Here is a 23,079-nt window from a genome sequence, read left to right as displayed (position 1 = left end):
TCAGCGGTGCTTGAACGCCGGCTTGCGCTTGTTGACGAAGGCGTCCATGCCTTCCTTCTGGTCCTCGGTGGCGAACAGCGCGTGAAAGAGCCGCCGTTCGTAGCTGACGCCATCGCTCAGGCTCGACTCGAAAGCGCGATTGACGCAGTCCTTGGCCATCATCACGCTCGGTCCGCTCAAGGCATTGATCGCCTCGGCGGCGGCCAGCGCCTCGTCGAGCAGCCGATCCGCCGGCACCACTCGGGACACCAGCCCCGCGCGCTCGGCCTCGGCCGCGTCCATCATGCGCGCCGTCAGCACCAGGTCCATCGCCTTGGCTTTGCCGACCGCCCGCGGCAGCCGCTGCGTGCCGCCGGCACCGGGGATCACGCCGAGCTTGATCTCGGGCTGGCCGAACTTCGCGCTGTCGGCGGCGATGAGGATGTCGCACATCATCGCCAGCTCGCAGCCGCCGCCGAGCGCGAAGCCCGCGACCGCGGCGATCACCGGCTTGCGCACGCCGCGGATCTGCTCCCAGTTGCGGGTGATGTAGTCGCCCTTGTACGCGTCCATGTAGTTGAACTGCGCCATCGCGCCGATGTCGGCGCCGGCGGCGAAAGCCTTCTCGCTGCCGGTGATGACGATGCAGCCGATGGCCTCGTCGGCATCGAAGGCCTTCAGCGCCGCGCCGAGCTCGTCCATCAGGCCATCGTTCAGCGCATTGAGCTGCTTGGGCCGGTTCAGCGTGATCAGGCCGGTGCGGCGCGGGCCGTCGCCGCGCGTGTCGATCAGGATGTATTGGGTGTCCATGGCGCAATCTACCGCAAGACCGGGCGCTGAAATCCCGAGCGCTCAGCGCCGCACCGGCTCGCCGCCGGCCTGCAAGGGCGCGCGGTCGAGCGTCATGTCGGCATAGGTCGATTCGTCCTGCCGGATCAGGATGCGCGCCGGCAGGTACTGCAGCGTCGGCGCGATCCACACCTCGGCGACCATCGTGCCCGGGCGCGCGTCGCGGCGCGGCTTGATGTAGTAGGCCGGCACGTCGCCGAAGGGCAGGTGCAGCGTCTGCTGCTCCTTGATGTCGTAGATCCAGCGGTCGAGCCGGCGATTGATCATCAGCGGGATCTCGATCGAGCGGCCAACCTGCAGCAGCTGCGGCTGCGTCGTGAAGAGCCAGGTCAGCTGCACGAACTGGCTGGCCTCGTCCTGCACGCCGGGCAGCGTGTCGATCTCGCTGCCGTCGTGCAGCGCGATGCGCTCGGCGCCGAACTGCTGGCTCCAGCGCCGGCCGCGCCCGAACAGTCCACCCTGCTCGCCTTCGAAGCGCCGCGGCTGCAGGCCGCGCTCGGTCAACTCGCCTTCGCTGGAGGCACGGCGCTTCATCGCCCCGCCACCGACGGAGACCTTCAGGTGCACCTGGTAGCGCGAGCCGGAACGCAGCCATTCGACCTGCGCCTCGCCCGGCAACGGACCGCGGAAGTAGCCGTCGACGGTGTAGCTCAGGCGGGTCGACGGCGGCCAGTCGAACGCCGCGGTATTGGCCGCCGCTGTGCTGGCAGCGCTGGGCGCCGCGGCCACGGCAGCCGCCACTGCCGGCTCCGAGGCCGCCACGGAGGGCGGTGGGTCCGCGCTGGCGACGCTGCGTGGCGGCTCGGTGGGCGGTGGTGCGGCCTCGGGTGCCGGCTCCGAAGCCGCCGCCACCGCGCTTGCGGGCGCCGGTTCGGGCACCGCGCTCGCGGGCAGCGGCTCGGGCACGACCGCGGCCGGCGCGGACGCCGGTGCCTGCGGGCGTTCGGCCACCGGCGGCAGCGCCCGCTCGGCCGGCTTCGCCCGCACCGGCGGCGCGACCTCGGGCGGTGCCGCCTGCGCCAGCTCGCGCACGAAGGCCACCTCGATGCGCGCCATCGCGCGCGACGCATCGCCGTCGCCGAATCGATCGCTGACCAGCTCGTCGGCCGCCAGCAAGTGCAGCAGCGTCACGACCGCCAGCAGCCCCCAGCCCGCGCGGCGGCCGAGCAGCGGATGCCCGGGCGTGCCGACGCGCGGGATGTCAGCCATCGAACCAGCTGCGGCGCCGCGCCAGCACCGCGCGCGACGGCTTGTCGTCGAGCTGCCAGGCGTGGGTGTCGGTCAACGCGGCGGTGGGCGGCGGGGTGATCCGCAGCGTCTGCAACCGCTGGTCGCGCACCAGCAGCAGCTCGAAGGGCCGCGTGCGGTCGATCCAGTTCAGCGCATCGTCGAGACGCCGGATGCGCCAGCCGTCCGCGGCGAGCAGCTCGTCGCCGGCCGACAGGCCCGCCGCGGCCGCTGCGCTGCCGGCCAGCACCGACTTGACGATCACGCCGGTCACCGGCCCTTCGGACAGCCTCAAGCCGAGCGACGGCGCGAAGCCGGCGCGTTCGTTGCGCAGCGTGATGCCCACCGTCGGCAGCAGCTCGGCCAACGGCAGATCCTCGGTGCCGTGCACCCACGCGGCGAGCTCGGGCTCGAAGCTGCGCCCGCTTTCGGCCTGCAGCGCCGCGGCGATGTCGGCCTCGGCGATCGGACCGCCCTCCGAGCCCTTCCACAGCCGGCGCATCACGCCGTCGAGCGAGCCGCCGAGCTCGCGCAATCGCAGGTCGAGCGCCAGGCCGATCAGCGAGCCCTTGACGTAGTAGCTGATCGTCGCGTTCGGCGTGTTCTCGTCGCCGCGGTAGTACTTGACCCAGGCGTCGAAGCTCGCGTCGGCGACGCTCTGCACCTGCCGCCCCGGCGTGCCGGCGACGGCGTTCGCCGCCTTGGCCAGCAGCTTCAGGTAGCGCGCGCCATCGATCAGCCCGGCGCGCAACAGCAGCAGGTCGTCGTAGTACGAGGTGAAGCCTTCGAAGAACCACAGCAGCCGCGTGTAGTTCTCGCGCGTGTAGTCATAACGCTCGAATTCAGCGGGCTTGAGCCGCTTGACGTTCCAGGTGTGGAAGTACTCGTGGCTGATCAGCCCGAGCAAGGTGACGTAGCCGTCGGGCAGGCCTTCCATGCGCTGGCGCGGCAGGTCGCGCCGGTTGCAGATCAGCGCGGTGCTGGCGCGGTGCTCGAGGCCGCCGTAGCCGTCCTCGACGGCATTGAGCATGAAGACGTAGCGATCGAACGGCGGCTTGGGGTTCTTGCCGGGATGCCAGAAGCGGATCTGCTGCTCGCAGATGCGCTGCGTATCGGCCAGCAGCCGCTCGCCGTCGAAGCCCGGCCAGGCGCCGGCGACGACGAATTCATGCGGCACGCCGCAGGCCTCGAAGCGACCGCGCCAGAACGTGCCCAGCTCGACCGGGTGGTCGACCAGCTCGTCGTAGCCGTCGGCCTCGTAGCTGCGCGGGCCGAGCGCACGCAGCGCGGTTGCCACATCCCAGCCCGCCGGCAGCTTGCCGAGCTGCAGCCGGTGCGGCTGCTGCTCGCAGCCTTCGGCGCGCAGGCACACGCTGGTGCCGTTGAAGAAGCCGCGCCGCGCATCGAGGAAGGCGGTGCGCACGGACGTGTCGAACGCGTAGACGCGGTAGCTCACCGTCAGCGCCGCGCGGCCGCTGCAGCGTGCCAGCCAGGTGGTCTTGTCGAGCTGTTCCAGCGCCAGCGCGCGCCGCCCCTGCCGGGCCTCGAGGCGGGACAGATGACGGCCGAATTCACGCACCATGTAGCTGCCCGGGATCCACACCGGCAGCGAAAGCCGCTGCTCGGCCGCCGGCTGCGCGACGGTCAGCGTGACGCGGTAGAGATGCAGGTGCGGATCGTCGACGTCGATGCGGTAGCTGATCATGGTTCAGGCGCCGGCGGCACCGAGGAAACAACTGAGGGCGGCGACCGCCGACAGGCGGAAGCGCAGCGTCAGCCAGCGGCCGAGGCCGTGGCGCGCGTAGACCTTGCGGTCGATCAGGTAGCAGGCCACCAGCAGCACGCCGGCAAGCACGAGACCCGAGCGCGCCGGCATCATCACCGCGACCCAGGCCAGCGGCGCCGGCACGCTGCCCCAGGCGAACAGCGAGGGCGGCGGCGCGGTCTGCGCGAAACCGATGCCCCAGTGCACGCCGCCCAGCAGCGCGAGCACCAGCGCGGCATACGACGACAGCCCCTGCGCGACGTAGGGCAGCGCGGGCGGATGCACCAGCCAGATCAGCGCCGCGCCGAGCACGAAGGGCAGCAGCCCGAAGTGACCGAGCCGCAGCGCGACGGGCGACAAGGCAGGCGGCGAGGCGGCGGTCAAGGCGGCGGACATGGTGCGCGCATTGTGGCCGGCGCCGGCCGCCGTGGGCCGCCCGGACGATCAGCCCTTCTTGGCCGCCGCCTGGATGCGCGATTCGATCTGCGCTGCCGGCACCGCGCCGGGCGCGCGGCTGCCATCCTCGAAAACCACTGCCGGCGTGCCGGTGACGCGGTGCTTCTGGCCCAGCTTCACGTTGCGGTCGAGCGCTGCGACGTCGCAGTCCGCGGCGGCCTTCGGCGGCGCGACGTTGTCCAGCATCCACGCGCGCCAGGCCTTGGCGTTGTCCTTCGCACACCAGATGTCGCGCGACTTGGTGCTCGAATCCGGTCCGAGGATCGGGTACAGGTAGGTGTAGATCGAGACGTCCTTCAAGGTCAGCAGGTCACGCTCGATGCGCTTGCAGTAGCCGCAGTTCGGATCGGCGAAGATCACCAGCTTGCGCGCGCCGCTGCCCTGCTTGACGAGCACCGCATCCTTCAGCGGCAGTGCGCCGAAGTCGAAGGCGGTGAGCTTGTCGATGCGCGCCTGCGTCAGGTCGGTGCGCGTCTTGGTGTCGATCAGCGCACCCTGGATCACGTACTGGCCGTTCTCATCGGCGTAGACGATCTCGGTGCCCATGCGCACTTCGTAGAGCCCGGGGATCGGCGACTTGCTGACCTCGTCGATCTTCGGCATGTTCGGCAGGCGTTCAGCGAGCGCCTTGCGGATCGCGGCCTCGTCGGCCGCCGCGGTGCCGGCGATCAGCGTGGCGGCGGCGAAGGCGGCGGCGCGCCGCATCGTCTGGGGGTTCTTCATCGGGATCCTTCAGGCGTCCAGCGCCCGACTGGTGAGCAGCCGCTTCAGCGGTGCGAAGTGATTGAGCAGAGTCATGCCCCGGTTGCGAAGTTCCCGCACCAGGGGCTGCGGCTGCGCAAACAGGTGCAGCAGGCCGTCGGTCAGCTGCGCCATCGCCCGCGTCGGCAAGGCACGCTCGCGTGCATAGCGCCGCAGCAGCACCTCGTCGCCGAGGCTGCGCCAGGGCTCGCGCTCGGCGAGCACGCGTGCCAGCGCCGCGACGTCACCGAGGCCGAGGTTCAAGCCCTGGCCGGCCAGCGGATGCACCACATGCGCCGCATCGCCGACCAGCACCCAACCGGGACCGCACAGCCGTTCGGCACGGGCGATCGCCAGCGGCCAGCCGGCGCGCGCGCCGGCCAGCTGCAGCGTTCCGGCCGCGCCGCCGCTGGCCTCGGCCAGCGCCTGTTCGAAGGCCGCATCGTCGGCGTCGAGCAGCGCACGCGCCCGCTCGGCGGGCAGCGACCAGACCAGCGCGTAACTCGACTCGCGCTGCGGCCGGTCCAGCGGCAGCAGCGCCAGCACGTCCGGCGATCGAAACCACTGGCGCGCGACGCCGCCATGCGGCCGGTCGGCGCGCAACCGTGCGGCGACGGCGATCTGGCCGTAGGCATGGCGCTCGAAGGCCACGCCGAGCGCCTCGCGCGCTGCCGAATCCTTGCCCTCGGCCAGCACCGTCAGGGTCGCCCGCACCTCGCCGCTGTCCAGCGCCAGGTGCGGTGCGAAGCGGGCCGCGGTGTGCAGCGCGCGTTCCAGCTCGGCGGCGTCGACGATCCAGGCCAGGGCCTCGACGCCTTGCTGCCAGGACGAGAAATCGAGCGCGCCGCCGGCGCCGTCCCCCTCGACGTGCATGTCGTAGACCGGCGTCACCGCGTCCGCCGGCAGCGCGTCCCAGACGCGCAGCGACGACAGCAGCGCGCGCGCCGCGGCGTTGAGTGCGTAGGCGCGCAGGTCGCCGGCCGCGGCCAGCGGCGGCACCTGCGGCAGCGCGACGCGCAGGCCCTGGCGCGCCAGCGCCAGGCCGAGGCTGAAGGCCACCGGGCCGCTGCCGCGGATGCTGACGTCGACGGAATCCATCCGGCGGATTGTAGGAAGCGGCCGCGCAGCGCCCGGCGACGCCTAAAATTGCCCGCTTTTGGCCGCACCCGAGCCAGCCCCGAAAGCCCTCCATGAGCCTGCAATGCGGCATCGTGGGCCTGCCCAACGTCGGCAAGTCCACCCTCTTCAACGCGCTGACCAAGGCCGGCATTGCCGCCGAGAACTACCCGTTCTGCACCATCGAGCCCAACGTCGGCGTGGTCGAGCTGCCCGACCCGCGGCTGACGGCGCTGGCCGAGATCGTCAAGCCCGAGCGCGTCGTGCCGGCGATCGTCGAGTTCGTCGACATCGCCGGCCTGGTTGCCGGCGCGAGCAAGGGCGAGGGCCTGGGCAACCAGTTCCTGTCGCACATCCGCGAGACCGACGCGATCGTCAACGTGGTGCGCTGCTTCGAGGACGAGAACGTGATCCACGTCGCCGGCAAGGTCGACCCGGTCTCCGACATCGAGGTGATCCAGACCGAGCTGTGCCTGGCCGACCTGAGCACCGTCGAGAAGGGCCTGGTGCGCTACACCAAGGTGGCCAAGGCCGGCGGCGACAAGGAAGCGCAGCGCATCGTCGACGTGCTGAAGAAGTGCCAGATCGCGCTCGACCAGGCCCAGCCGGTGCGCAGCATCGCGTTCAGCAAGGAAGAGCAGGTGGTGCTCAAGCCGCTGTGCCTGATCACCGCGAAGCCGGCGATGTTCGTCGGCAACGTCGCCGAGGACGGTTTCGAGAACAACCCCTTCCTCGACCGCCTGCGCGAGTACGCCGAGAAGCAGAACGCACCGGTGGTGGCGATCTGCGCCAAGACCGAGGCCGAGCTGGCCGACATGGCCGACGAGGACAAGACGATGTTCCTGGCCGAGATGGGCCAGGACGAGCCGGGGCTGAACCGGCTGATCCGCGCGGCCTTCAAGCTGCTCGGCCTGCAGACCTACTTCACCGCCGGGGTCAAGGAGGTGCGCGCCTGGACGATCCACGTCGGCGACACCGCACCGCAGGCCGCCGGCGTGATCCACACCGACTTCGAGCGCGGCTTCATCCGCGCGCAGACGATCGCCTACGACGACTTCATCGGCCATGGCGGCGAGCAGGGCGCGAAGGACGCCGGCCGCATGCGCGCCGAGGGCAAGGAATACGTCGTCAAGGACGGCGACGTGATGAACTTCCTCTTCAACGTCTAACCCGGCGCGTCCACGGGTGGTGGTAGTCTCCCTCGCGAGGGGGCGCGTTCCGACGGCGCCCGACAAGCGATGTCGATGACTGCGCTGCTCGGGGTCTTGCTGCCCGCCGTGCTGACGGCGGTCGCCTACGCCGCGGCCGGGCAGCTGGCGCTGCTGCTGGCGATTCCGCCGGGGTATGCGGCCCCGATCTACCCCTCCGCCGGCATCGCGCTGGCCGCGGTGCTGGTCTACGGACGGCGCGCGCTGCCCGGCGTCGTGCTCGGCTCCTTCATCGTCAACGCGCTGCTGGCGGCGCCGCGCAGCCTGCCGACGAGCACCGCGCTCGGCCTGGCGACGGTGATCGCACTCGGCGCGGGCGCGCAGGCGGCGCTCGGCGACTGGCTGGTGCGCAGCCGCGTGCGCTCGCGTGCGCTGGCCGATCCGCGCGACGTGCTGACCTTCTGCCTGTTCGGCGCGCTGGTGGCCTGCCTGGCGAACGCGAGCATCGCCACCCTCGCGCTCAGCCTGGCCGGCGTGGTGCCCTCCGAGGCCCGCGCCTACACCTGGTGGACGTGGTGGGCGGGTGATGCGCTGGGCGTGCTGATCGGCGCGCCGATCGCGCTGACGCTGATCGGCCAGCCGCGCAGCGACTGGGCGCCGCGCCGCGTGGCGCTGGCGCTGCCGCTGCTGGCGGCGACCGGCCTGCTGGCGCTGGCGACGGCGCAGGTCGCCCGCCTCGAAGAGCTGCGCAACCGCACGGCGTTCGAGCGCGCCGCGGCCGCGGCGGCCGAGTCAGCGGTGAACCAGCTGCAGCACGCCCTGTTTGCGCTGGAGGCGATTCACGGGCTGTTCATCGCTTCCGGCGACGTCTCGCGCGACGAGATGCAGCGCGCCGCCGAGCCGTGGTTGAAGCTGCCGGTGCGCCTGCAGGCGATCGGCTTCAGCCAGCATGTCGCGCGCGGCGACTTCGCGCGCTTCGAGCAGCAGGTGGCCGCGCAGGACGGCCGGCCGATCCGCATCTTCGAGCGCCGCGAGCGCGGCGGCGAGCCGATCTCGGCGCAGGATGCACACGCGCTGGTGATCCGTTTCGTCGAGCCGTTCGAGCGCAATGCCGGCGCCTTCGGCGTCAACACGCTGTCGATTCCCGCGGTGCGCGAGGCGGTCAACCGCGCGGTGGTCAACGACGAGCCCGCCGCCTCGGCCGGCTTCCGCTTGACGCAGGAGATCGGCGACCAGACCGGTGTCGTGCTGTACCGCGCGCTCTACCGCGGCGAGCCGGCGCCGAGCGAGCGCAGCGCGGCGCTGCGCGGCGTGGTCTTCGTGACGCTGCGCATGGACCAGTCGATCGCTGCGGCGATGCGCGAGCAGCCAGGCACCCTGCGCTGGTGCCTGATCGACGCCGATCCGGCCGCGCCACGCGTGCGGCTGTCCGGCCCGAGCGGCTGCGAAGCGGCCGCCGCCGCGCCGTTCTCGTCGAGCCGCGACCTGGCGATCGGCGGCCGGCGCTGGCAGCTGCGGCTGTCGGCCGCGGCCGGTGATTTCGCCGAGGCCGGGCCGCTGTCGGCGTGGTTGTTCTCGACCGTCGGCCTGCTGTCGACGGCGATGCTCGCGGCCCTGCTGCTGACCGTCACCGGCCGCACCCGGCGCATCGAGCATGCGGTGACGCAGCGCACCGCCGAGCTGCAGCGCGAGATGGCCGAACGCGCCCGCAGCGACCAGGCGCTGCGCGAAAGCGAGCAGCGCCTGCGCAACATCCTCGACCACGCGCCGATCGGCATCGTCTACGCCGACCTGGCTGGCCGCGTGCGCGAGGCCAATCCGAAGTTCCGCGACATGCTCGGCTACAAGGCCGATGCGCTGACCGGCCGCACGCTGGCCGAGTTCACGCACCCCGAGGACCGCGCCGAGGACGCCGAGCTGCTGGTCAACCTGATCCGCGGCGACGCCCGCAGCGACGCCGGCTCGCCGACCCGCCGCAAGCGCCTGCTGCACCGCGACGGCCTGCTGCTGTGGGTGCAGATGACGCTGAGCGTGCTGCGCGACGGCACCGGCCAGCCGCAGCGCCTGGTGGCGGTGGTCGAGGACATCACCGAACGGCTGCAGTTGCAGGACGCCGAACGCCGGCGCCAGCTTGCCGAATCGGCCAACCAGGCGAAGAGCGAGTTCCTGTCGCGCATGAGCCACGAGCTGCGCACGCCGCTGAACGCGATGCTCGGCTTCGCGCAGCTGCTCGAGCTGGACCGCCAGCCGCCGCTGTCGGCGCACCAGACCGAGTGGACGACGCAGATCCAGCATGCCGGCTGGCACCTGCTGGACATGATCAACGACACGCTGGACCTGTCGCGCATCGAGGCCGGCACGCTGCGGCTGGAGGCGACCGCGGTCGACCTGGCGCCGTTGTTGCGGCTGTGCGTCGCGATGGTCGAACCCTCGGCCGGGCGCCGCGGCATCGTGCTGCGCGAGCATGTCGACCCGGCCGCGCGCACCGTGCAGGCCGACCCGACGCGGCTGAAGCAGGTGCTGACGAACCTGCTGTCGAACGCCATCAAGTACAACGTCGAGCGCGGCCGCGTCGAGATCGACACCGGCCCGGGCGCCGGCGGGCAGACCGAGATCCGCGTCAGCGACACCGGCCAGGGCCTGAGCGAGACCCAGGTGGCCGAGCTGTTCCAGCCCTTCAACCGGCTCGGCCGCGAGCACAGCAACATCGAAGGCACCGGCATCGGCCTGGTCATCAGCCGGCGGCTCGCCGAGCTGATGGGCGGCAGCCTGCAGGCGCACAGCCGGCCCGGGATGGGATCGACCTTCGTGCTGAGCCTGCCGTCGGCGGCGCTGGACGTGCCCGACGACACCGGTGAGGACGAGCTCGACGCGCTGGCCGCGCCCTACCGCCAGCGCCGCGTGCACTACGTCGAGGACAACGAGACCAATGCCGAGGTCATGCGCGGCATCCTGGCGCAGCGCCCGCAGGTGTCGATGCGCGTCTCGATGACCGGACTCGACGGCCTGGCGGCGATCCGCGCCGAGCCGCCCGACCTGATCCTGCTCGACATGCACCTGCCGGACATCGATGGGCTGGAGCTGCTGCGCCACCTGAAGCGCGACCTGCACACCGGCGGCGTCCCGATCGTCGTGGTGTCGGCCGACGCGACGCCGTCGCGGGTCAACGAGGCGATTTCCGCCGGCGCCGTGCACTACCTGACAAAGCCGCTGAACCTGGCCAGCTTCCTGGCGCTGGTCGACGGCCTGCTCGAAGAGGTCGATACCCGATTCGGGTGATGTTAGCGTTTACTACCTAATAAATCGTTTGGTGGCGATGCTTGCGGCGTTTCAAGCCGCGCAAGCTGGGTGTTTAGCACTCCTCTGCGGGGAGTGCTAATATTCCGGGGAACTCAACGAGCTTTCGGCTTGTCCCATATTTCCATGAACCTGTCCGCCAACACCACCTTGTCCGTTCGCGATCCGTGGGCCCTGGTGCCTTCGCTGGGCAACCTGGATGCGTACATCACCGCCGTCAACCGCCTGCCGATGCTGTCGCAGGAGGACGAGAGCCAGTACGCACGCCGCCTGCGCGACGAAGGCGACCTGGAGGCCGCCGGGCGCCTGGTGCTGTCGCACCTGCGGCTGGTCGTGTCGGTGTCGCGCCAGTACCTGGGTTACGGCCTGCCCCAGGGTGACCTGATCCAGGAAGGCAACGTCGGCCTGATGAAGGCCGTCAAGCGCTTCGACCCCGAGCAAGGCGTCCGGCTGGTCAGTTATGCGCTGCACTGGATCAAGGCCGAGATCCACGAATACATCCTGCGCAACTGGCGCATGGTCAAGCTGGCGACGACCAAGGCGCAGCGCAAGCTGTTCTTCAACCTGCGCTCGATGAAGCAGAGCCTGAAGAGCGGCGCCAGCGACGAGCAGTCGCACCGCAACACGCTGTCGGCGTCGGAGATCGAGCGCATCGCGCAGGACCTGAACGTCAAGCCGGCCGAAGTCATCGAGATGGAGACCCGCCTGTCCGGCGGCGACATCGCGCTCGAGCCGCAGACCGACGACAGCGAAGAGAGCTACGCGCCGATCGCCTACCTGGCCGACGACTCCGGCGAGCCGACGCAGGTGCTGGAAGCGCGCCGCCGCGATGCGCTGTCGAGCGATGGCCTGACGCAGGCGCTGGCGGCGCTCGATCCGCGCAGCCGCCGCATCGTCGAGGAGCGCTGGCTGCAGGTCAACGACGACTCGAGCGGCGGCAAGACGCTGCACGAGCTGGCGGCAGAATTCGGCGTCAGCGCCGAGCGCATCCGCCAGATCGAGGTCGCGGCGATGAAGAAGATGCGCAAGGCGATGGAAGCGAACGCCTGACGGTTCACCTTCCCGGCAACAACGCCGACCTGCGGGTCGGCGTTTTGTCTTTCAGGCCTCGGCCAGCAGCAGCTTCAGGTCATCGACCAGCGCCTTGCTGCCGCTGCCGTAGCGGGTGAACAGGCGCACGCGGCCCTGCGTGTCGAACACGTAGGAGCCGGCGGTGTGGTCCATCGTGTAGCTGCCCTCGGTCTTGCCCGGCACCTTGGCGTAGAAGACCTTGAACTCCTTGGCGGTCGCCTTGAGCTGATCGGGCGTGCCGCGCAGGCCGACGAAATCGGGGCCGAAGTTGCCGACGTAGGCCTTCAGCAGCTCGGGCGAGTCGCGCTCGGGGTCGATGGTGACGAAGATGCCCTGCACCTTGGCACCGTCGGCACCCAGCGCGCGCTTGACCTCCGCCAGCTCGGCCATCGTCGTCGGGCAGACGTCGGGGCACTGCGTGTAGCCGAAGAAGACGACGGTGACCTTGCCCTTGAAATCGGCCAGCGTGCGCGGCTGGCCGTTCGGGTCGCTCAAGGCCAGCGTGCGCGCGTAGTCGGCACCGGTGATGTCGATCGCCTTGAAAGGCGGCTTGTTGGCATCGCAGCCGACGGCAGCGACGGTCGCGGCCAGCAGCGCGGCTTGCAGGCAGCGCCGGCGTTTCGGGTTCATGTGAGCCATGGCATCAGGTAGTGGTCGACCAGCAGTGCAGCGAACAGCAGCGCCAGGTGCAGGATCGAGAAGCGAAAGGTGCGGCGCGCCAGTGCATCGCTGTACTGGCGCCAGAGCTGGAATGCATAGGCAATGAACCAGCCGCCGAGCATCACCGCGGCGGCCAGGTACAGCCAGCCGCTCATGCCGATGACGAAGGGCAGCAGCGTCGCGGCGAACAACACCAGCGTGTACAGCAGCACGTTCAGCCGCGTGAATTCGCTGCCATGCGTCACCGGCAGCATCGGCAGCCCGGAGCGGCGGTAGTCCTCGACGCGGTACAGCGCGAGCGCCCAGAAGTGCGGCGGCGTCCACAGGAAAATGATCAGGCACATCACCAGCGCCTCGGGGCCGACCTCGCCGCGCATCGCCGCCCAGCCGAGCACCGGCGGCATCGCGCCGGAGGCCCCGCCGATGACGATGTTCTGCGGCGTCAGCGGCTTCAGGACCACGGTGTAGACGATGGCGTAGCCGACGAAGGTGGCAAAGGTCAGCCACATCGTCAGCGGGTTGACCCAGACGTACAGCAGCGCGCTGCCGGCGCTGCCGAGCAGCATCGAGAACACCAGCGCCTGCGTGCTGCTGAGCTCGCCCTTCGCGGTCGGCCGCCACGCGGTGCGCGCCATCTTCTGATCGATGCGCTGCTCGACCAGGCAGTTGAAGGCCGCGGCGGCGCTGGCCACCAGCCAGATGCCGGCGGTCGCCGCGAGTGCGGTGCGCAGCTCAGGAACCCCGGGCACGGCCAGCAGCATGCCGATCACCGCGCAGAAGACGATGAGCTGCACCACACGGGGCTTCGTGAGCGCCATGTACTGGGACCAGCGCGAGGCGGGCCGGACGGCGGTGGCGAGGGTCTGGGTCATCGCAGGAGGGGCCGATTCTAGGCAGCGCGCCAGCCCGCACTCGGTGCAGTGGCGCCGCGCGGCAGCGGCGACCAGCGTGCCCACAGCGCCCCCAGCGTGCCGACCAGCGCCGCGGCGCCGGCGCTGTGGCCGAGCGCGGCGAGGATCGGCCAGTCGAGCACGACGTTCGACAGCCCCGACGCCAGCTGCAGCGCCAGCAAGCCGCCGAGCACGATCGCGAAGCGCCGCGTGGGGACCCCACCGTCGCGCAGCAATCCGACGATCAGCCCGAGCAGTGCCGCGGTCGCCAGCAGCGCGCCCAGCCGGTGCGCCATGTGGATCGCGACCAGCGCGTCGAAGGGCAGGAAGCCGCCGTGGCCGGCGCGACCGAGCTCGCGCAGCAGCGTGAAACCGTGCGCCAGGTCCATGCGCGGCCACCAGTCGCCGTTGCATTCGGGGAAGCCGCGGCAGGCGAGCACCGCATAGTTGCTGCTGACCCAGCCGCCGAGCGCCGCCTGCAGCAGCACGATGGCCAGCGTCGCGCCGATCGCGCTGCGCGGCAGGCGACCGGCGAGCGGACGGTCGCGGAACGACTCGTGCTGCAGCACCAGCAGCAGCAGCAGCACCAGGCCGCCCATCAGGTGCAAGGTGACGATCGCCGGGTACAGCTTCAAGGTCACCGTGTACTTGCCGAACAGCCCCTGCACGATGACCCAGGCGAGCGTCAGCGTCGGCCACCAGGGCGAGTGCGGCAGCGTCGCCCTCTTCCACCAGCCGCCGACCGCGGCAATGACGATCAGCAGGCCGACCCCCATCGCCAGGTAGCGATGGATCATCTCGATCCAGGCCTTGGTCCAGGTCACCGGGCCGGTGGGCATCGCCGCCTGCGCATCGGCGATCGCCGCGCGCGCACCGAGCGGACTGGCTTGCCCGTAGCAGCCGGGCCAGTCGGGGCAGCCGAGACCGGAGTCGGTCAGGCGCGTGAAGGCACCGAAGACGATCAGGTCGAAGGTCAGGAACAGCGTCAACGCCGTCAAGGCCGCGAGACGCGAAGCGGTGCCCATGAGATTTCAGCGCCCTGCCTGGTCCCAGCTCGCCGACGCGCGCAGCAGCCGGTCGAGGTCGCGCTTGAGCTTCGCCGGCTCGGGCTGCGGCGGCGCGCGCATCATCCATTCGCCCATCGGATCGACGACGTAGAGGTGGTCCTCGAGCGCCTGTCCTGCGGCCGGCTTCAGCCAGGCCGCGACCGTCGCGCGCGGCAGCCGCAGCACCAACGTCGCCGGCGCCGCGGCGAGCGCCGCCTGCAGCGGCGCGGCGATCGGCGCGTCGTCGATCACCAGCCAGAGCTTGTCGATGCGATCACGCTCGCGGCCGGTCATCTCGCGCAACTGGCGCTGCAGGTACAGCCGCTGCTCGCAGGCCGCATCGCAGGCGCCGCTGCCGACCACCACCAGCAGCCACTGGCCCTTCAGGCTGGGCAGCGCCAGCGACCGGCCATCGGGCAGCCGCGCGTCGACCGGCGGCAGCGCGGCGCTGGGCTGGATCAGCGCCGAGTAGTTCGTCGTCACGCCGGTGGCGCCGACGATGTAGACCATGAAGTAGCTGGCCAGCACCGGCAGCGCGCAGACCCCCAGGATCAGCAGCATCTTGAGGCGGCCACGGCGCTGCTGCGCGTCGGCCGGCAGCGCGGGCGTCGGCAGGCCGTGCACGGTCAGGCCGAGCGGCTCAGCGCCGGGCGCGTCGGGGGCGGATGATTTGGAGCCAGACATAAAGACCTGCGATCAGCGCACTGAGCGCGAACCACTGGAAGGCATAACCATGGTGCTTGCCGGTATCGAGCACCGGCTGCGACCAGCGGCGCTGCAGCGGCTCGGGAGGCGCCGACGGTTCATCGAGTTGCTGGACCGACAGCGGCCTGAAGGCCAGCCGGGTCTCGCGGGAAAAATCGTCGAGCACCAGATTCTGCCGGATCGGCCCGCGCTCGCCCTCGCCCAGCGCGAAGAGCGCCGACGGCGGCGCGGCGATGCGCCCGAGGACGCGCACCTCGCCCTCGGGCGTCGGCACGGCGGGCAGGCGCGTGCGCTCCTGGAAGTCGCGCGGCAGCCAGCCGCGCTGCACCAGCACCACGTCGCCGGGTGCGAGCTCGAGCGGCGTCAGCATGAAGAAGCCGGGCCGGCCGTCCATCTGCCGGTTGTCGAGCGCGATGGTGTGCTGCGCCAGCCAGCGGCCGCGCAGCAGCACCGGCCGGTGGTGCTGCGCGGCGGCCGTGGCCGCATCGCGCGCCAGCTCCGCCTGCGGCAGCGGCGGCAGCGCGCCGCGCGTGCGGATCGCCTCGGCGATCGCCTTCTTCTGCGCCGCCCGGTCGAGCTGCCACAGCCCGAGCCGCGCCGTGCCGGCACAGGCGGCGACCGCGGCGACGAAGACGATCGCCTGCTCGCGCCAGGCGGCCGTCATGCGCCGGAGCGCCGCCGATAATCGGCGCCGATGAAGACGGTCATGGTGGTGATGCTGGTGCTGGTGCTGGTCGCGCTGGCCAGTGCCGGCGTGCTGATGCTGCGCAGGAAGCCCGGCGCCGGCGGCCGCGACGCGCGCATGGCGTGGGCGCTGGCATTGCGGGTCGGGCTGTCGATCGCACTGTTCCTGCTCATCCTGCTGTCCTGGCACATGGGCTGGATCCGGCCGTCGGGCGTGCCTATCGGGCGCTGAGGCGGGCGCTGAGGCGGCCGAGGCCGAATGACAAACGCCGCCCGCGGCGGCGTTTGTGTGCGGCGGACCGGCGTGCCAATCAGAGCCAGTAGACCAGGAAGTACAGGCCCAGCCACACCACGTCGACGAAGTGCCAGTACCACGCGGCGCCTTCGAAGCCGAAGTGACGCTCCGGCGTGAAGTGGCCCTTCATCAGCCGCAGCGTGATGAACACCAGCATCAGCATGCCGACGAAGACGTGGAAGCCGTGGAAGCCGGTCAGCAGGAAAAAGGTCGAGCCATAGATGCCCGAGCTCAGCTTCAGGTTCAGGTCGCGGTAGGCGTGGATGTATTCGTAGGCCTGGAAGCCAACGAAGGTGATGCCCAGCGCCACGGTGATCCACATCCAGAGGATGGCCTTCGAGCGCTCGTTGGCGATCACCGCATGGTGGGCGATCGTCAGCGTCGCGCCGGAGGTCAGCAGGATGCAGGTGTTGATCGTCGGGATCGGCCACGGGCCCATGATGCGGAAGGGCTCGACGATGTCCGCCGGCGAGGCGGTGGCGCCCGGCGAAACGCTCGGCCAGACGGCCCTGAAGTCGGGCCACAGCACCTGGTGGTCGAGGTCGCCGAGCATCGGGATCGCGAACACCCGCGCCCAGTAGAGCGCGCCGAAGAAGGCCGCGAAGAACATCACCTCGGAGAAGATGAACCAGCTCATGCTCCAGCGGTACGAGGCATCGACGCGCTCGGAGTACAGCCCGCTCTCGCTCTCGCCGATCGCGTCGCGGAACCAGAAGTACAGCGTCGACAGCCAGACCAGCAGGCCGGCGGCCAGCGACCACTTGCCCCAGTCCGCGCCGTTGATCCACTGGCCGGCGCCGAGGATGACGAGGAACAGGCCGAACGCGGCCATCGCCGGATGCCGCGACGGGCTCGGCACGAAGTAGTAAGGGGTCACGCCCTGCGGCGTTGCTGCGGACATCTTTGTGCTCTCCTCGAAACCAATAACTCTCTTCGCCAGCGGCGGCCTAGCCGGCCACGCCGCTGCCCACGACCCAACGCACCAGCAGCACCAGCGCGCCGATGAAGACCAGCGCGCCGATGATGCCGGCGATGATCACGTGCACCGGATTCAGCTTCTCGACGTCCTGCTCGTAGTCGGCCGAGCGGCGCACGCCGAAGAACGACCAGGCCACCGCGCGGATCGTCTGCAGGAACGAACCCTTGCGGGCGGCGGCGTTCTTCAGGTCCTCGCTCATGGCGGCGCTCACGAATCCTTCCCCGCCGCGACCTTGCCGCTGACCTCGAAGAAGGTGTACGACAGCGTGATCGTCGTGACGTCCTTCGGCAGCTTCGGGTCGACGTAGAAGACCACCGGCCACTGCTTGCGCTCGCCGGCTTGAAGCACGTACTCGTTGAAGCAGAAGCACTCGAGCTTGTTGAAGTGCGACGAGGCCTGCATCGGCGCATAACTCGGGATCGCCTGGGCGGCCATCGTCCGGTTCTGCACGTTCGTGAACTCGTACATCACCGTCGTCAGCTCGCCCGGGTGCACGCTGACCGAGCGCTGCGCCGGCTTGAAATCCCAGGGCCCGCGCGCGTTGGCGTCGAACTCGATCGTGATCTTGCGCGAGTAGTCGACCTGCGTGCTGGCCTTGCGCTCGCGCGCGCCGGTCAGCCCCGACGACGTCAGCCGTTCGCTCACCGACAGCACGTTGATGCCGAGCGCCTCGCAGATCGTGTAGTACAGCGGCACCAGCGCATACGCGAAGCCGAACATCGCCACCGCGACGACGGCGAGCTTGCCCAGCATGCGACGGTTGTCGCGGTGCAGCAGGCCCGGCTTCGGCGACGGCATGGTGACGCGTCCTTTGTGTGTCGGCGGCCGCCGCGTCAGCGGCCGAGCAGCACGATCTTGGCGATGAAGCCGAGACCGAACACCAGCGCAGCCGATGCCAGCGCCCACGCCAGGCGGCGGTTCGCCTTGCGTTGCGCGTCGGTGGGCGTCGTCGCCATGGTCATGTGCCTTTAGCCGATCACCTTGGTCGCCGTCGCGTCGAGCTTGGGCGGCGTCTCGAAGGTGTGGAACGGCGCCGGCGACGGGATCTCCCACTCCAGGCCTTCGGCGGCTTCCCACGGCTTCTGCGGTGCCGGCTCACCCTTGCCGCGCATCATCGGCACGCAGACGAACAGGAAGAAGTAGACCTGCATCAGGCCGAAGCCGAAGGCGCCGATCGTGGCCAGTGCGTTGAAATCGGTGAACTGCAGCGGGTAGTCGGCATAGCGGCGCGGCATGCCGGCCAGACCCAGGAAGTGCATCGGGAAGAAGGTCACGTTGAAGAAGATCAACGAGCCCCAGAAGTGGATCTTGCCGCGCACTTCGCTGTACATCACGCCGGTCCACTTCGGGCCCCAGTAGTAGACGCCGGCAAACAGCGCGTACAGCGAGCCGGCGACCAGCACGTAGTGGAAGTGGGCGACGACGTAGTAGGTGTCCTGCAGCTGGATGTCGATCGGCGCCATCGCCAGGATCAGCCCGGTGAAACCGCCCATCGTGAAGACGAACAGGAAGCCGATCGCGAACAGCATCGGCGTCTCGAAGGTCATCGAGCCGCGCCACATCGTGGCGATCCAGTTGAAGATCTTCACGCCGGTGGGCACCGCGATCAGCATCGTCGCGTACATGAAGAACAGCTGCCCCGTCACCGGCATGCCGGTGACGTACATGTGGTGCGCCCACACGATGAACGACAGGATGGCGATCGAGGCCGTGGCGTAGACCATCGACGTGTAGCCGAACAGGCGCTTGCGGGCGAAGGCCGGGATGATCGCGCTGACGATCCCGAACGCCGGCAGGATCATGATGTAGACCTCGGGGTGGCCGAAGAACCAGAAGATGTGCTGGTACATCACCGGGTCGCCGCCGCCGGCCGGGCTGAAGAAGCTGGTGCCGAAGTGGCGGTCGGTCAGCGTCATCGTGATCGCGCCGGCGAGCACCGGCATCACCGCGATCAGCAGGTAGGCGGTGATCAGCCAGGTCCAGGCGAACAGCGGCATCTTCATCAGCGTCATGCCGGGCGCGCGCATGTTCAGGATCGTGACGATGATGTTGATCGAGCCCATGATCGACGACGCGCCCATGATGTGCATCGCGAAGATGCCGGCGTCCATCGACGGGCCCATCTGCAGCGTCAGCGGCGCATAGAGCGTCCAGCCGGCCGCCGGCGCGCCGCCGGGCATGAAGAACGAGGCCACGAGCATCGTCGCTGCCGGGATCAGCAGCCAGAAGCTCAGGTTGTTCATGCGCGCGAAAGCCATGTCCGACGCGCCGATCTGCAGCGGGATCATCCAGTTCGCGAAGCCGACGAAGGCCGGCATGATCGCGCCGAAGACCATGATCAGCCCGTGCATCGTGGTGAACGAGTTGAACAGCTCCGGGTTGAAGAACTGCAGGCCGGGCTGGAACAGCTCGGCGCGGATGCACAGCGCGAGCACGCCGCCGATCATCAGCATCGCGAACGAGAACAGCAGGTACATCGTGCCGATGTCCTTGTGGTTCGTCGCGAACAGCCAGCGGCGCCAGCCGTGCGGCGCGTGGTGGTCGTGATGGTCGTGCGCGTGGTCGTGGTCGTGCGCGGCGTGAGGCGGGAGGACGGCGCTCATTGGCGGGGCCTTTCAGCGATCTTTTGCTTTGGAATTACTTGCGCGCAGCGACGACGTCGGCCGGCTGAACGATCTGGTTGGTCTTGTTCGACCAGGCGTTCTTCGTGTAGCTGATGACCGCGGCGAGCTCGGTGTCGGACAGCGTCTTCCAGGCCGGCATGCCGCCCTTGCCGTTCAGCACGATGCCGATTTCCTTCAGCTTGTCGGCGTCCTTCACCACGGCCGAACCGTCGAGGGCCTTGATCGGGCCGGCGCCCGAACCATCGGGCTTGTGGCAGACCGCGCAGTTCGCGGCATAGACCTTCTGGCCGCGGGTGATCAGCTCGTCGAGCGTCCAGGTCTTGCTCGGATCGTCGGCCTTGGCGGCGATTTCCTTCTTCTTGCTGTCGACCCAGGCGGTGTACTCGGCCTGCGAGACGACCTTGACGTGGATCGGCATGTAGGCGTGCTCCTTGCCGCACAGCTCGACGCACTGGCCGTAGAAGTCGCCGGTCTTCTCGGCGCGGAACCAGGCATCGCGCACGAAGCCGGGGATCGCGTCCTGCTTGACGGCGAAGGCCGGCACCATCCAGGCGTGGATCACGTCGTTGGCGGTGGTGATGATGCGGATCTTCTTGTTGACCGGCACCACCAGCGGGTTGTCGACCTTCAGCAGGTAGTTGTCGCCGGCCGGCTTGGCCTGGTCGGACAGCAGGCGCTGCGAGACGTCCAGCGTCGACATGAAGCCGATGCCCTCGCCCTCGCCCTTGAGGTAGTCGTAGCCCCACTTCCACTGGTAGCCGGTGGTCTTGATCGTCAGGTCGGCGTTGCTGGTGTCCTTCATCGCGACGACGGTGCGCGTCGCGGCCATGCCCATCACGATGACGATCGCGAACGGCACGATGGTCCAGGCGATCTCGACGATCACGCTTTCATGGAAGTTCGCCGGCTTCGCGCCGCGCGACTTGCGGTGCTTGAAGATCGAATAGAACATCACGCCGAAGACGGCGACGAAGATCACGACGCACACCACCAGCATGAAGTAGTGCAGCACCTGGATGTCCGACGCGATGCGCGTCACCGGATCGTGCAGGTCGAGCTGGTTGTTCTTCGGCCCGCCGGGCAGGTCACCCGCCGCGGCGGCAGCCTGCGCAGCCTGGGCCGCCAGCAGGGTCGCCATGCCGATTCCGGCGCCGGCGATGCGATGGCAAAGCGTCTTTGTCGTGTTCATCGTCATGCTTGAAGTTCCTGATCCCAATCCCGTTCGCCGCCCGCCTGCGACAAGCGCAGCGCACGGCGCAGCTCCTCGGCCAGTTCGTCGCGCAGCTCGGGCCGCACATGGCGACCGATCCGCACGCAACGCCCCTCGCCCGACAACTCCACCAGCGAGCCGGCACCTGCCGCCGGCTCGACGCGCACCCAGTCGGCGCGCAGGCGCGTGCATTCCACCCGCGGCCCGACGTACTGCTCGACCGCCATCTCGCGGCCGGCCAGCGTGATCAATTCGCGATCGCCGGCATGGCGGGCCATCACCAGCATCGCCGCACCGACCGCCAGCAGCTCGATGCCGGCGAACAGCAGCACCGAGGGCACGCCCTGGCTCCAGAAACCGAGCGCGATGGTCAGCGCGATCGCGCACAGCAGGCCATAGGCCGACAGCAGCTGCCGCGGCGAGATCGAACAATTGCGGCGCAGGTCCCACGACCAGCTGTCGGCCGCGCTGCCGCGCCGGCCGAAGCGCCAGCCGCCTTCACCGCCATTGGGGCGGGCTGCAGGCGGCGCAGGCCAGGGGCTGGGAGCGAGGGTGGCGGTCATGGCTGGGAAGAAGGCGCGCAGCGGTGCTGCTTTTGGTCGTGCAGCCGGATCTGCGGATCGATGCCCGAGGGCGGCTGAACCGCGGGATTCTAACCAACGGCTACGACTCGGCCGGCCCCTTGCGGTGTGCGCGCAACGACGCGCGCAGATCGTCGAGCGGAATCGCCACCGGCGCGCCCGGGGCCGGCTTCGGTGCGGCCTTGAAGGCGTGGCCGTAGACGAGCTCGAAGCGCAGCGCGATGCGGCCGTTCGCATCGGCGCGCTCGGCGAGCTTGCGTTTCAGCTGCGCATGCCAGCGCGGTGTGCGCAAGCCGGCCGTGCGCTCGAGGCCGATGTGGCCGCCCAGGCTGCGCAGCTCGGCCAGCAGCACCTCGGGCGAGGACCAGCTCAGCGTCAACGTCTCCTGGTCCATCACCGGATCGGCGAAGCCGCCGTGCACCAGCTGGTCGCCGATGTCGTGCATGTCGGTGAACGGCGGATGCGGCGCCGGCCAGCCGCAGTCGGCGTACAGCGCCCGCAGCTCACTCAAGGTATTGGGCCCGAGCGTCGAGAACATCAGGAAGCCGTCGGGCGCGAGCGCCGCATGCCAGCGCGCCAGCAGCGCCTGCGGCTGCGGCGACCAGTGCAGCACCATGTTGGCCCACAGCATCGGCGCCGATTGCGGCGGTGCCTCGTGCTCCCGCCAGACCGGCGGCAGGGCTCCCGCCGGCAGCCAGCGCCGCCAGCCGCGCACGCGCTGCGCCTGGCGGCTGCGCTCGGCGAGGGCTGCGGTCGGCTCGACGACGCGCCGCTGCGCCGCCGGCAGCACCTGCGCCACGGCCGGCGCGCTGCCGCCAAGAAAGCCCCACCAGTCGAGCCACTGCGCGGGCGGCTGGCGGATCAGCGGCACGCGCTCGGCCATGCGCCGCGCGACTTCCTGGTGCAGCCACGGCGCACCGTCCGCACGCGCCAGGCGATCGAGCACCCGCGCCACGGCGCGGGCGTCGGTACGCGGCGATTCGGGCATAGGGCGGGCAGTATATTGAGCCGATGTCGTCGACTCCGCGGCCGCGCAGCGCGCCGGCCGCCGCGTCCAGCGGCCGGCCGGGCTGGCCGCGTCAATGCCCGCTGTGCCGCGGCTGGACGACGCAGGCGCTGTGCGCCGATTGCCTGCAGCGCTTCAGCGCGCCGGTCCCCCGTTGCGGCAGCTGCGCCCGCCGTCTCGGCCTTGCCGTGGCACGCTGCGCCGATTGCCTGCGCGAGCCGCCACCCTTCGAACGCTGCCTGTGCGCCGGCGACTACGGCTTTCCGTGGGACCGGCTGATCACGGCATTCAAGTTCCACGCCCAGGTCGAGCTGGCGCCGGCCCTCGCGCTGGCGCTGCAGACGGCCGTCGAACGAGCCGATGGACTGCGGGTCGACCTCGTGCTGCCGGTGCCGCTGAGCGCCGCGCGGCTGGCCGAGCGCGGCCACCACCAGGCGTGGGAGATCGCGCGCCGTGTGGCGCGCGGCTGCGGGCTTGCCGCCCGGGCCGATGCGCTGCTGCGGCTGCGCGACACCGCGCACCAGGTCGGCCTGTCGCGCCGCGAACGGGCGGCGAACCTGCGCGATGCGATGTGGATCGAGCCGTCGCGCGTGGCAACGCTGCACGGGCGCCGCATCGCGCTCGTCGACGACGTGTTGACCACCGGCGCCACCGTGGCCGCGGCCGCCGAGGTGCTGCGCCAGGCGGGCGCGGCGAGCGTCGACGTGTGGGTGGTCGCGCGCACGCCCGATCCCCACGACTGACATCGAC

The 23,079-nt window shown here is 70.2% G+C and carries 24 protein-coding genes; 5 read left to right on the top strand and 19 right to left on the bottom strand.

What is annotated here, in order from left to right; all coding sequences use genetic code 11:
• From HLB44_RS07305 to HLB44_RS07280, 6 genes are read right to left on the bottom strand one after another with little or no spacing between them, the layout of a single operon-like run.
• A complete protein-coding gene (locus tag HLB44_RS07305; protein ID WP_173121890.1) occupies positions 1-789 on the bottom strand; it encodes an enoyl-CoA hydratase in 789 nt (262 codons plus the stop codon).
• 42 nt (positions 790-831) lie between these two features.
• A complete protein-coding gene (locus tag HLB44_RS07300) occupies positions 832-2,037 on the bottom strand; it encodes a DUF3108 domain-containing protein (protein WP_173121889.1) in 1,206 nt (401 codons plus the stop codon).
• Positions 2,030-3,760, bottom strand: a complete 1,731-nt coding sequence (locus HLB44_RS07295) for a M61 family metallopeptidase (RefSeq protein WP_173121888.1) — start codon at positions 3,758-3,760, stop codon at positions 2,030-2,032. The genes HLB44_RS07300 and HLB44_RS07295 overlap by 8 nt, the downstream gene beginning before the upstream one ends.
• Positions 3,761-3,763: 3 nt before the next feature.
• A complete protein-coding gene (locus HLB44_RS07290) occupies positions 3,764-4,216 on the bottom strand; it encodes a DUF3429 domain-containing protein (protein ID WP_173121887.1) in 453 nt (150 codons plus the stop codon).
• A 48-nt stretch (positions 4,217-4,264) separates the two neighbouring features.
• Positions 4,265-4,999 carry a DsbC family protein gene (locus HLB44_RS07285; RefSeq protein WP_173121886.1) on the bottom strand — a complete coding sequence of 245 codons (735 nt, stop codon included), beginning with the start codon at positions 4,997-4,999 and terminating at the stop codon, positions 4,265-4,267.
• Between the two features lie 9 nt (positions 5,000-5,008).
• A complete protein-coding gene (locus tag HLB44_RS07280; protein WP_173121885.1) occupies positions 5,009-6,115 on the bottom strand; it encodes an FAD-dependent monooxygenase in 1,107 nt (368 codons plus the stop codon).
• 92 nt (positions 6,116-6,207) lie between these two features.
• Here HLB44_RS07280 and ychF point away from each other — a divergent pair, with 92 nt between their 5' ends.
• The 3 genes from ychF (at position 6,208) to rpoH (ending at position 11,628) form a co-directional block, all read left to right on the top strand.
• The gene (ychF, locus tag HLB44_RS07275) at positions 6,208-7,302 is read left to right on the top strand and encodes a redox-regulated ATPase YchF (RefSeq protein WP_173121884.1); all 1,095 of its coding nucleotides are present in this window, start codon (positions 6,208-6,210) and stop codon (positions 7,300-7,302) included.
• Between the two features lie 75 nt (positions 7,303-7,377).
• Entirely contained in the window at positions 7,378-10,560 is a 3,183-nt protein-coding gene (locus HLB44_RS07270) for a CHASE domain-containing protein (RefSeq protein WP_246312111.1), read from the top strand.
• A gap of 144 nt (positions 10,561-10,704) precedes the next feature.
• A complete protein-coding gene (gene rpoH / locus HLB44_RS07265) occupies positions 10,705-11,628 on the top strand; it encodes an RNA polymerase sigma factor RpoH (protein WP_173122250.1) in 924 nt (307 codons plus the stop codon).
• Between the two features lie 51 nt (positions 11,629-11,679).
• Here the strand turns inward: rpoH and HLB44_RS07260 are convergent, their stop codons facing one another.
• Genes HLB44_RS07260 through HLB44_RS07240 form a run of 5 tightly spaced genes read right to left on the bottom strand, consistent with a single transcriptional unit; the run spans position 11,680 to position 15,614 of the window.
• A complete protein-coding gene (locus HLB44_RS07260) occupies positions 11,680-12,279 on the bottom strand; it encodes an SCO family protein (RefSeq protein WP_173121882.1) in 600 nt (199 codons plus the stop codon).
• Complete coding sequence (gene cyoE, locus HLB44_RS07255) at positions 12,276-13,181, bottom strand: heme o synthase (RefSeq protein WP_173121881.1); 906 nt, start codon at positions 13,179-13,181, stop codon at positions 12,276-12,278. Before cyoE ends, HLB44_RS07260 begins: the two co-directional genes overlap by 4 nt.
• Before the next feature lie 17 nt (positions 13,182-13,198).
• Entirely contained in the window at positions 13,199-14,224 is a 1,026-nt protein-coding gene (locus HLB44_RS07250; RefSeq protein ID WP_173121880.1) for a COX15/CtaA family protein, read from the bottom strand.
• A 6-nt stretch (positions 14,225-14,230) separates the two neighbouring features.
• A complete protein-coding gene (locus HLB44_RS07245) occupies positions 14,231-14,929 on the bottom strand; it encodes a hypothetical protein (protein WP_173121879.1) in 699 nt (232 codons plus the stop codon).
• The gene (locus HLB44_RS07240) at positions 14,886-15,614 is read right to left on the bottom strand and encodes an SURF1 family protein (protein WP_173121878.1); all 729 of its coding nucleotides are present in this window, start codon (positions 15,612-15,614) and stop codon (positions 14,886-14,888) included. Before HLB44_RS07240 ends, HLB44_RS07245 begins: the two co-directional genes overlap by 44 nt.
• Positions 15,615-15,644: 30 nt before the next feature.
• Here HLB44_RS07240 and HLB44_RS07235 point away from each other — a divergent pair, with 30 nt between their 5' ends.
• Positions 15,645-15,866 carry a DUF2909 domain-containing protein gene (locus tag HLB44_RS07235; protein ID WP_173121877.1) on the top strand — a complete coding sequence of 74 codons (222 nt, stop codon included), beginning with the start codon at positions 15,645-15,647 and terminating at the stop codon, positions 15,864-15,866.
• Between the two features lie 79 nt (positions 15,867-15,945).
• Here the strand turns inward: HLB44_RS07235 and HLB44_RS07230 are convergent, their stop codons facing one another.
• The 8 genes from HLB44_RS07230 to HLB44_RS07200 all read right to left on the bottom strand — a co-directional run bounded on the left by HLB44_RS07230 (position 15,946) and on the right by HLB44_RS07200 (position 22,311).
• On the bottom strand, positions 15,946-16,830 hold the full coding sequence (locus HLB44_RS07230; RefSeq protein ID WP_173121876.1) for a cytochrome c oxidase subunit 3: 885 nt from the start codon (positions 16,828-16,830) through the stop codon (positions 15,946-15,948).
• Positions 16,831-16,876: 46 nt separating this feature from the next.
• Complete coding sequence (locus tag HLB44_RS07225) at positions 16,877-17,107, bottom strand: DUF2970 domain-containing protein (protein ID WP_173121875.1); 231 nt, start codon at positions 17,105-17,107, stop codon at positions 16,877-16,879.
• Positions 17,108-17,115: 8 nt separating this feature from the next.
• Positions 17,116-17,706, bottom strand: a complete 591-nt coding sequence (locus HLB44_RS07220) for a cytochrome c oxidase assembly protein (RefSeq protein ID WP_173121874.1) — start codon at positions 17,704-17,706, stop codon at positions 17,116-17,118.
• Positions 17,707-17,741: 35 nt separating this feature from the next.
• Entirely contained in the window at positions 17,742-17,864 is a 123-nt protein-coding gene (locus HLB44_RS36730; RefSeq protein WP_217283559.1) for a cytochrome oxidase small assembly protein, read from the bottom strand.
• Positions 17,865-17,876: 12 nt separating this feature from the next.
• Positions 17,877-19,511: a cytochrome c oxidase subunit I gene (ctaD, locus tag HLB44_RS07215; protein WP_173121873.1), complete on the bottom strand. Its 1,635-nt coding sequence runs from the start codon at positions 19,509-19,511 to the stop codon at positions 17,877-17,879.
• A gap of 34 nt (positions 19,512-19,545) precedes the next feature.
• Positions 19,546-20,670, bottom strand: coding sequence for a cytochrome c oxidase subunit II (coxB, locus tag HLB44_RS07210; protein ID WP_246312148.1), 1,125 nt, complete (start codon positions 20,668-20,670; stop codon positions 19,546-19,548).
• 53 nt (positions 20,671-20,723) lie between these two features.
• Positions 20,724-21,305 carry a DUF2244 domain-containing protein gene (locus HLB44_RS07205; RefSeq protein WP_173121871.1) on the bottom strand — a complete coding sequence of 194 codons (582 nt, stop codon included), beginning with the start codon at positions 21,303-21,305 and terminating at the stop codon, positions 20,724-20,726.
• Between the two features lie 100 nt (positions 21,306-21,405).
• On the bottom strand, positions 21,406-22,311 hold the full coding sequence (locus tag HLB44_RS07200; RefSeq protein WP_173121870.1) for a class I SAM-dependent methyltransferase: 906 nt from the start codon (positions 22,309-22,311) through the stop codon (positions 21,406-21,408).
• 23 nt (positions 22,312-22,334) lie between these two features.
• Here HLB44_RS07200 and HLB44_RS07195 point away from each other — a divergent pair, with 23 nt between their 5' ends.
• Complete coding sequence (locus HLB44_RS07195) at positions 22,335-23,072, top strand: ComF family protein (RefSeq protein WP_173121869.1); 738 nt, start codon at positions 22,335-22,337, stop codon at positions 23,070-23,072.
• The last annotated feature ends 7 nt before the right edge of the window (positions 23,073-23,079 follow it).

It is taken from the genome of Pseudaquabacterium terrae, assembly GCF_013266755.1.
Classification (GTDB): Bacteria; Pseudomonadota; Gammaproteobacteria; order Burkholderiales; family Burkholderiaceae_C; genus Pseudaquabacterium; species Pseudaquabacterium terrae.
Note: the sequence above shows the minus strand (reverse complement) of the source record. Positions and strands in the feature narration are given on the sequence as shown.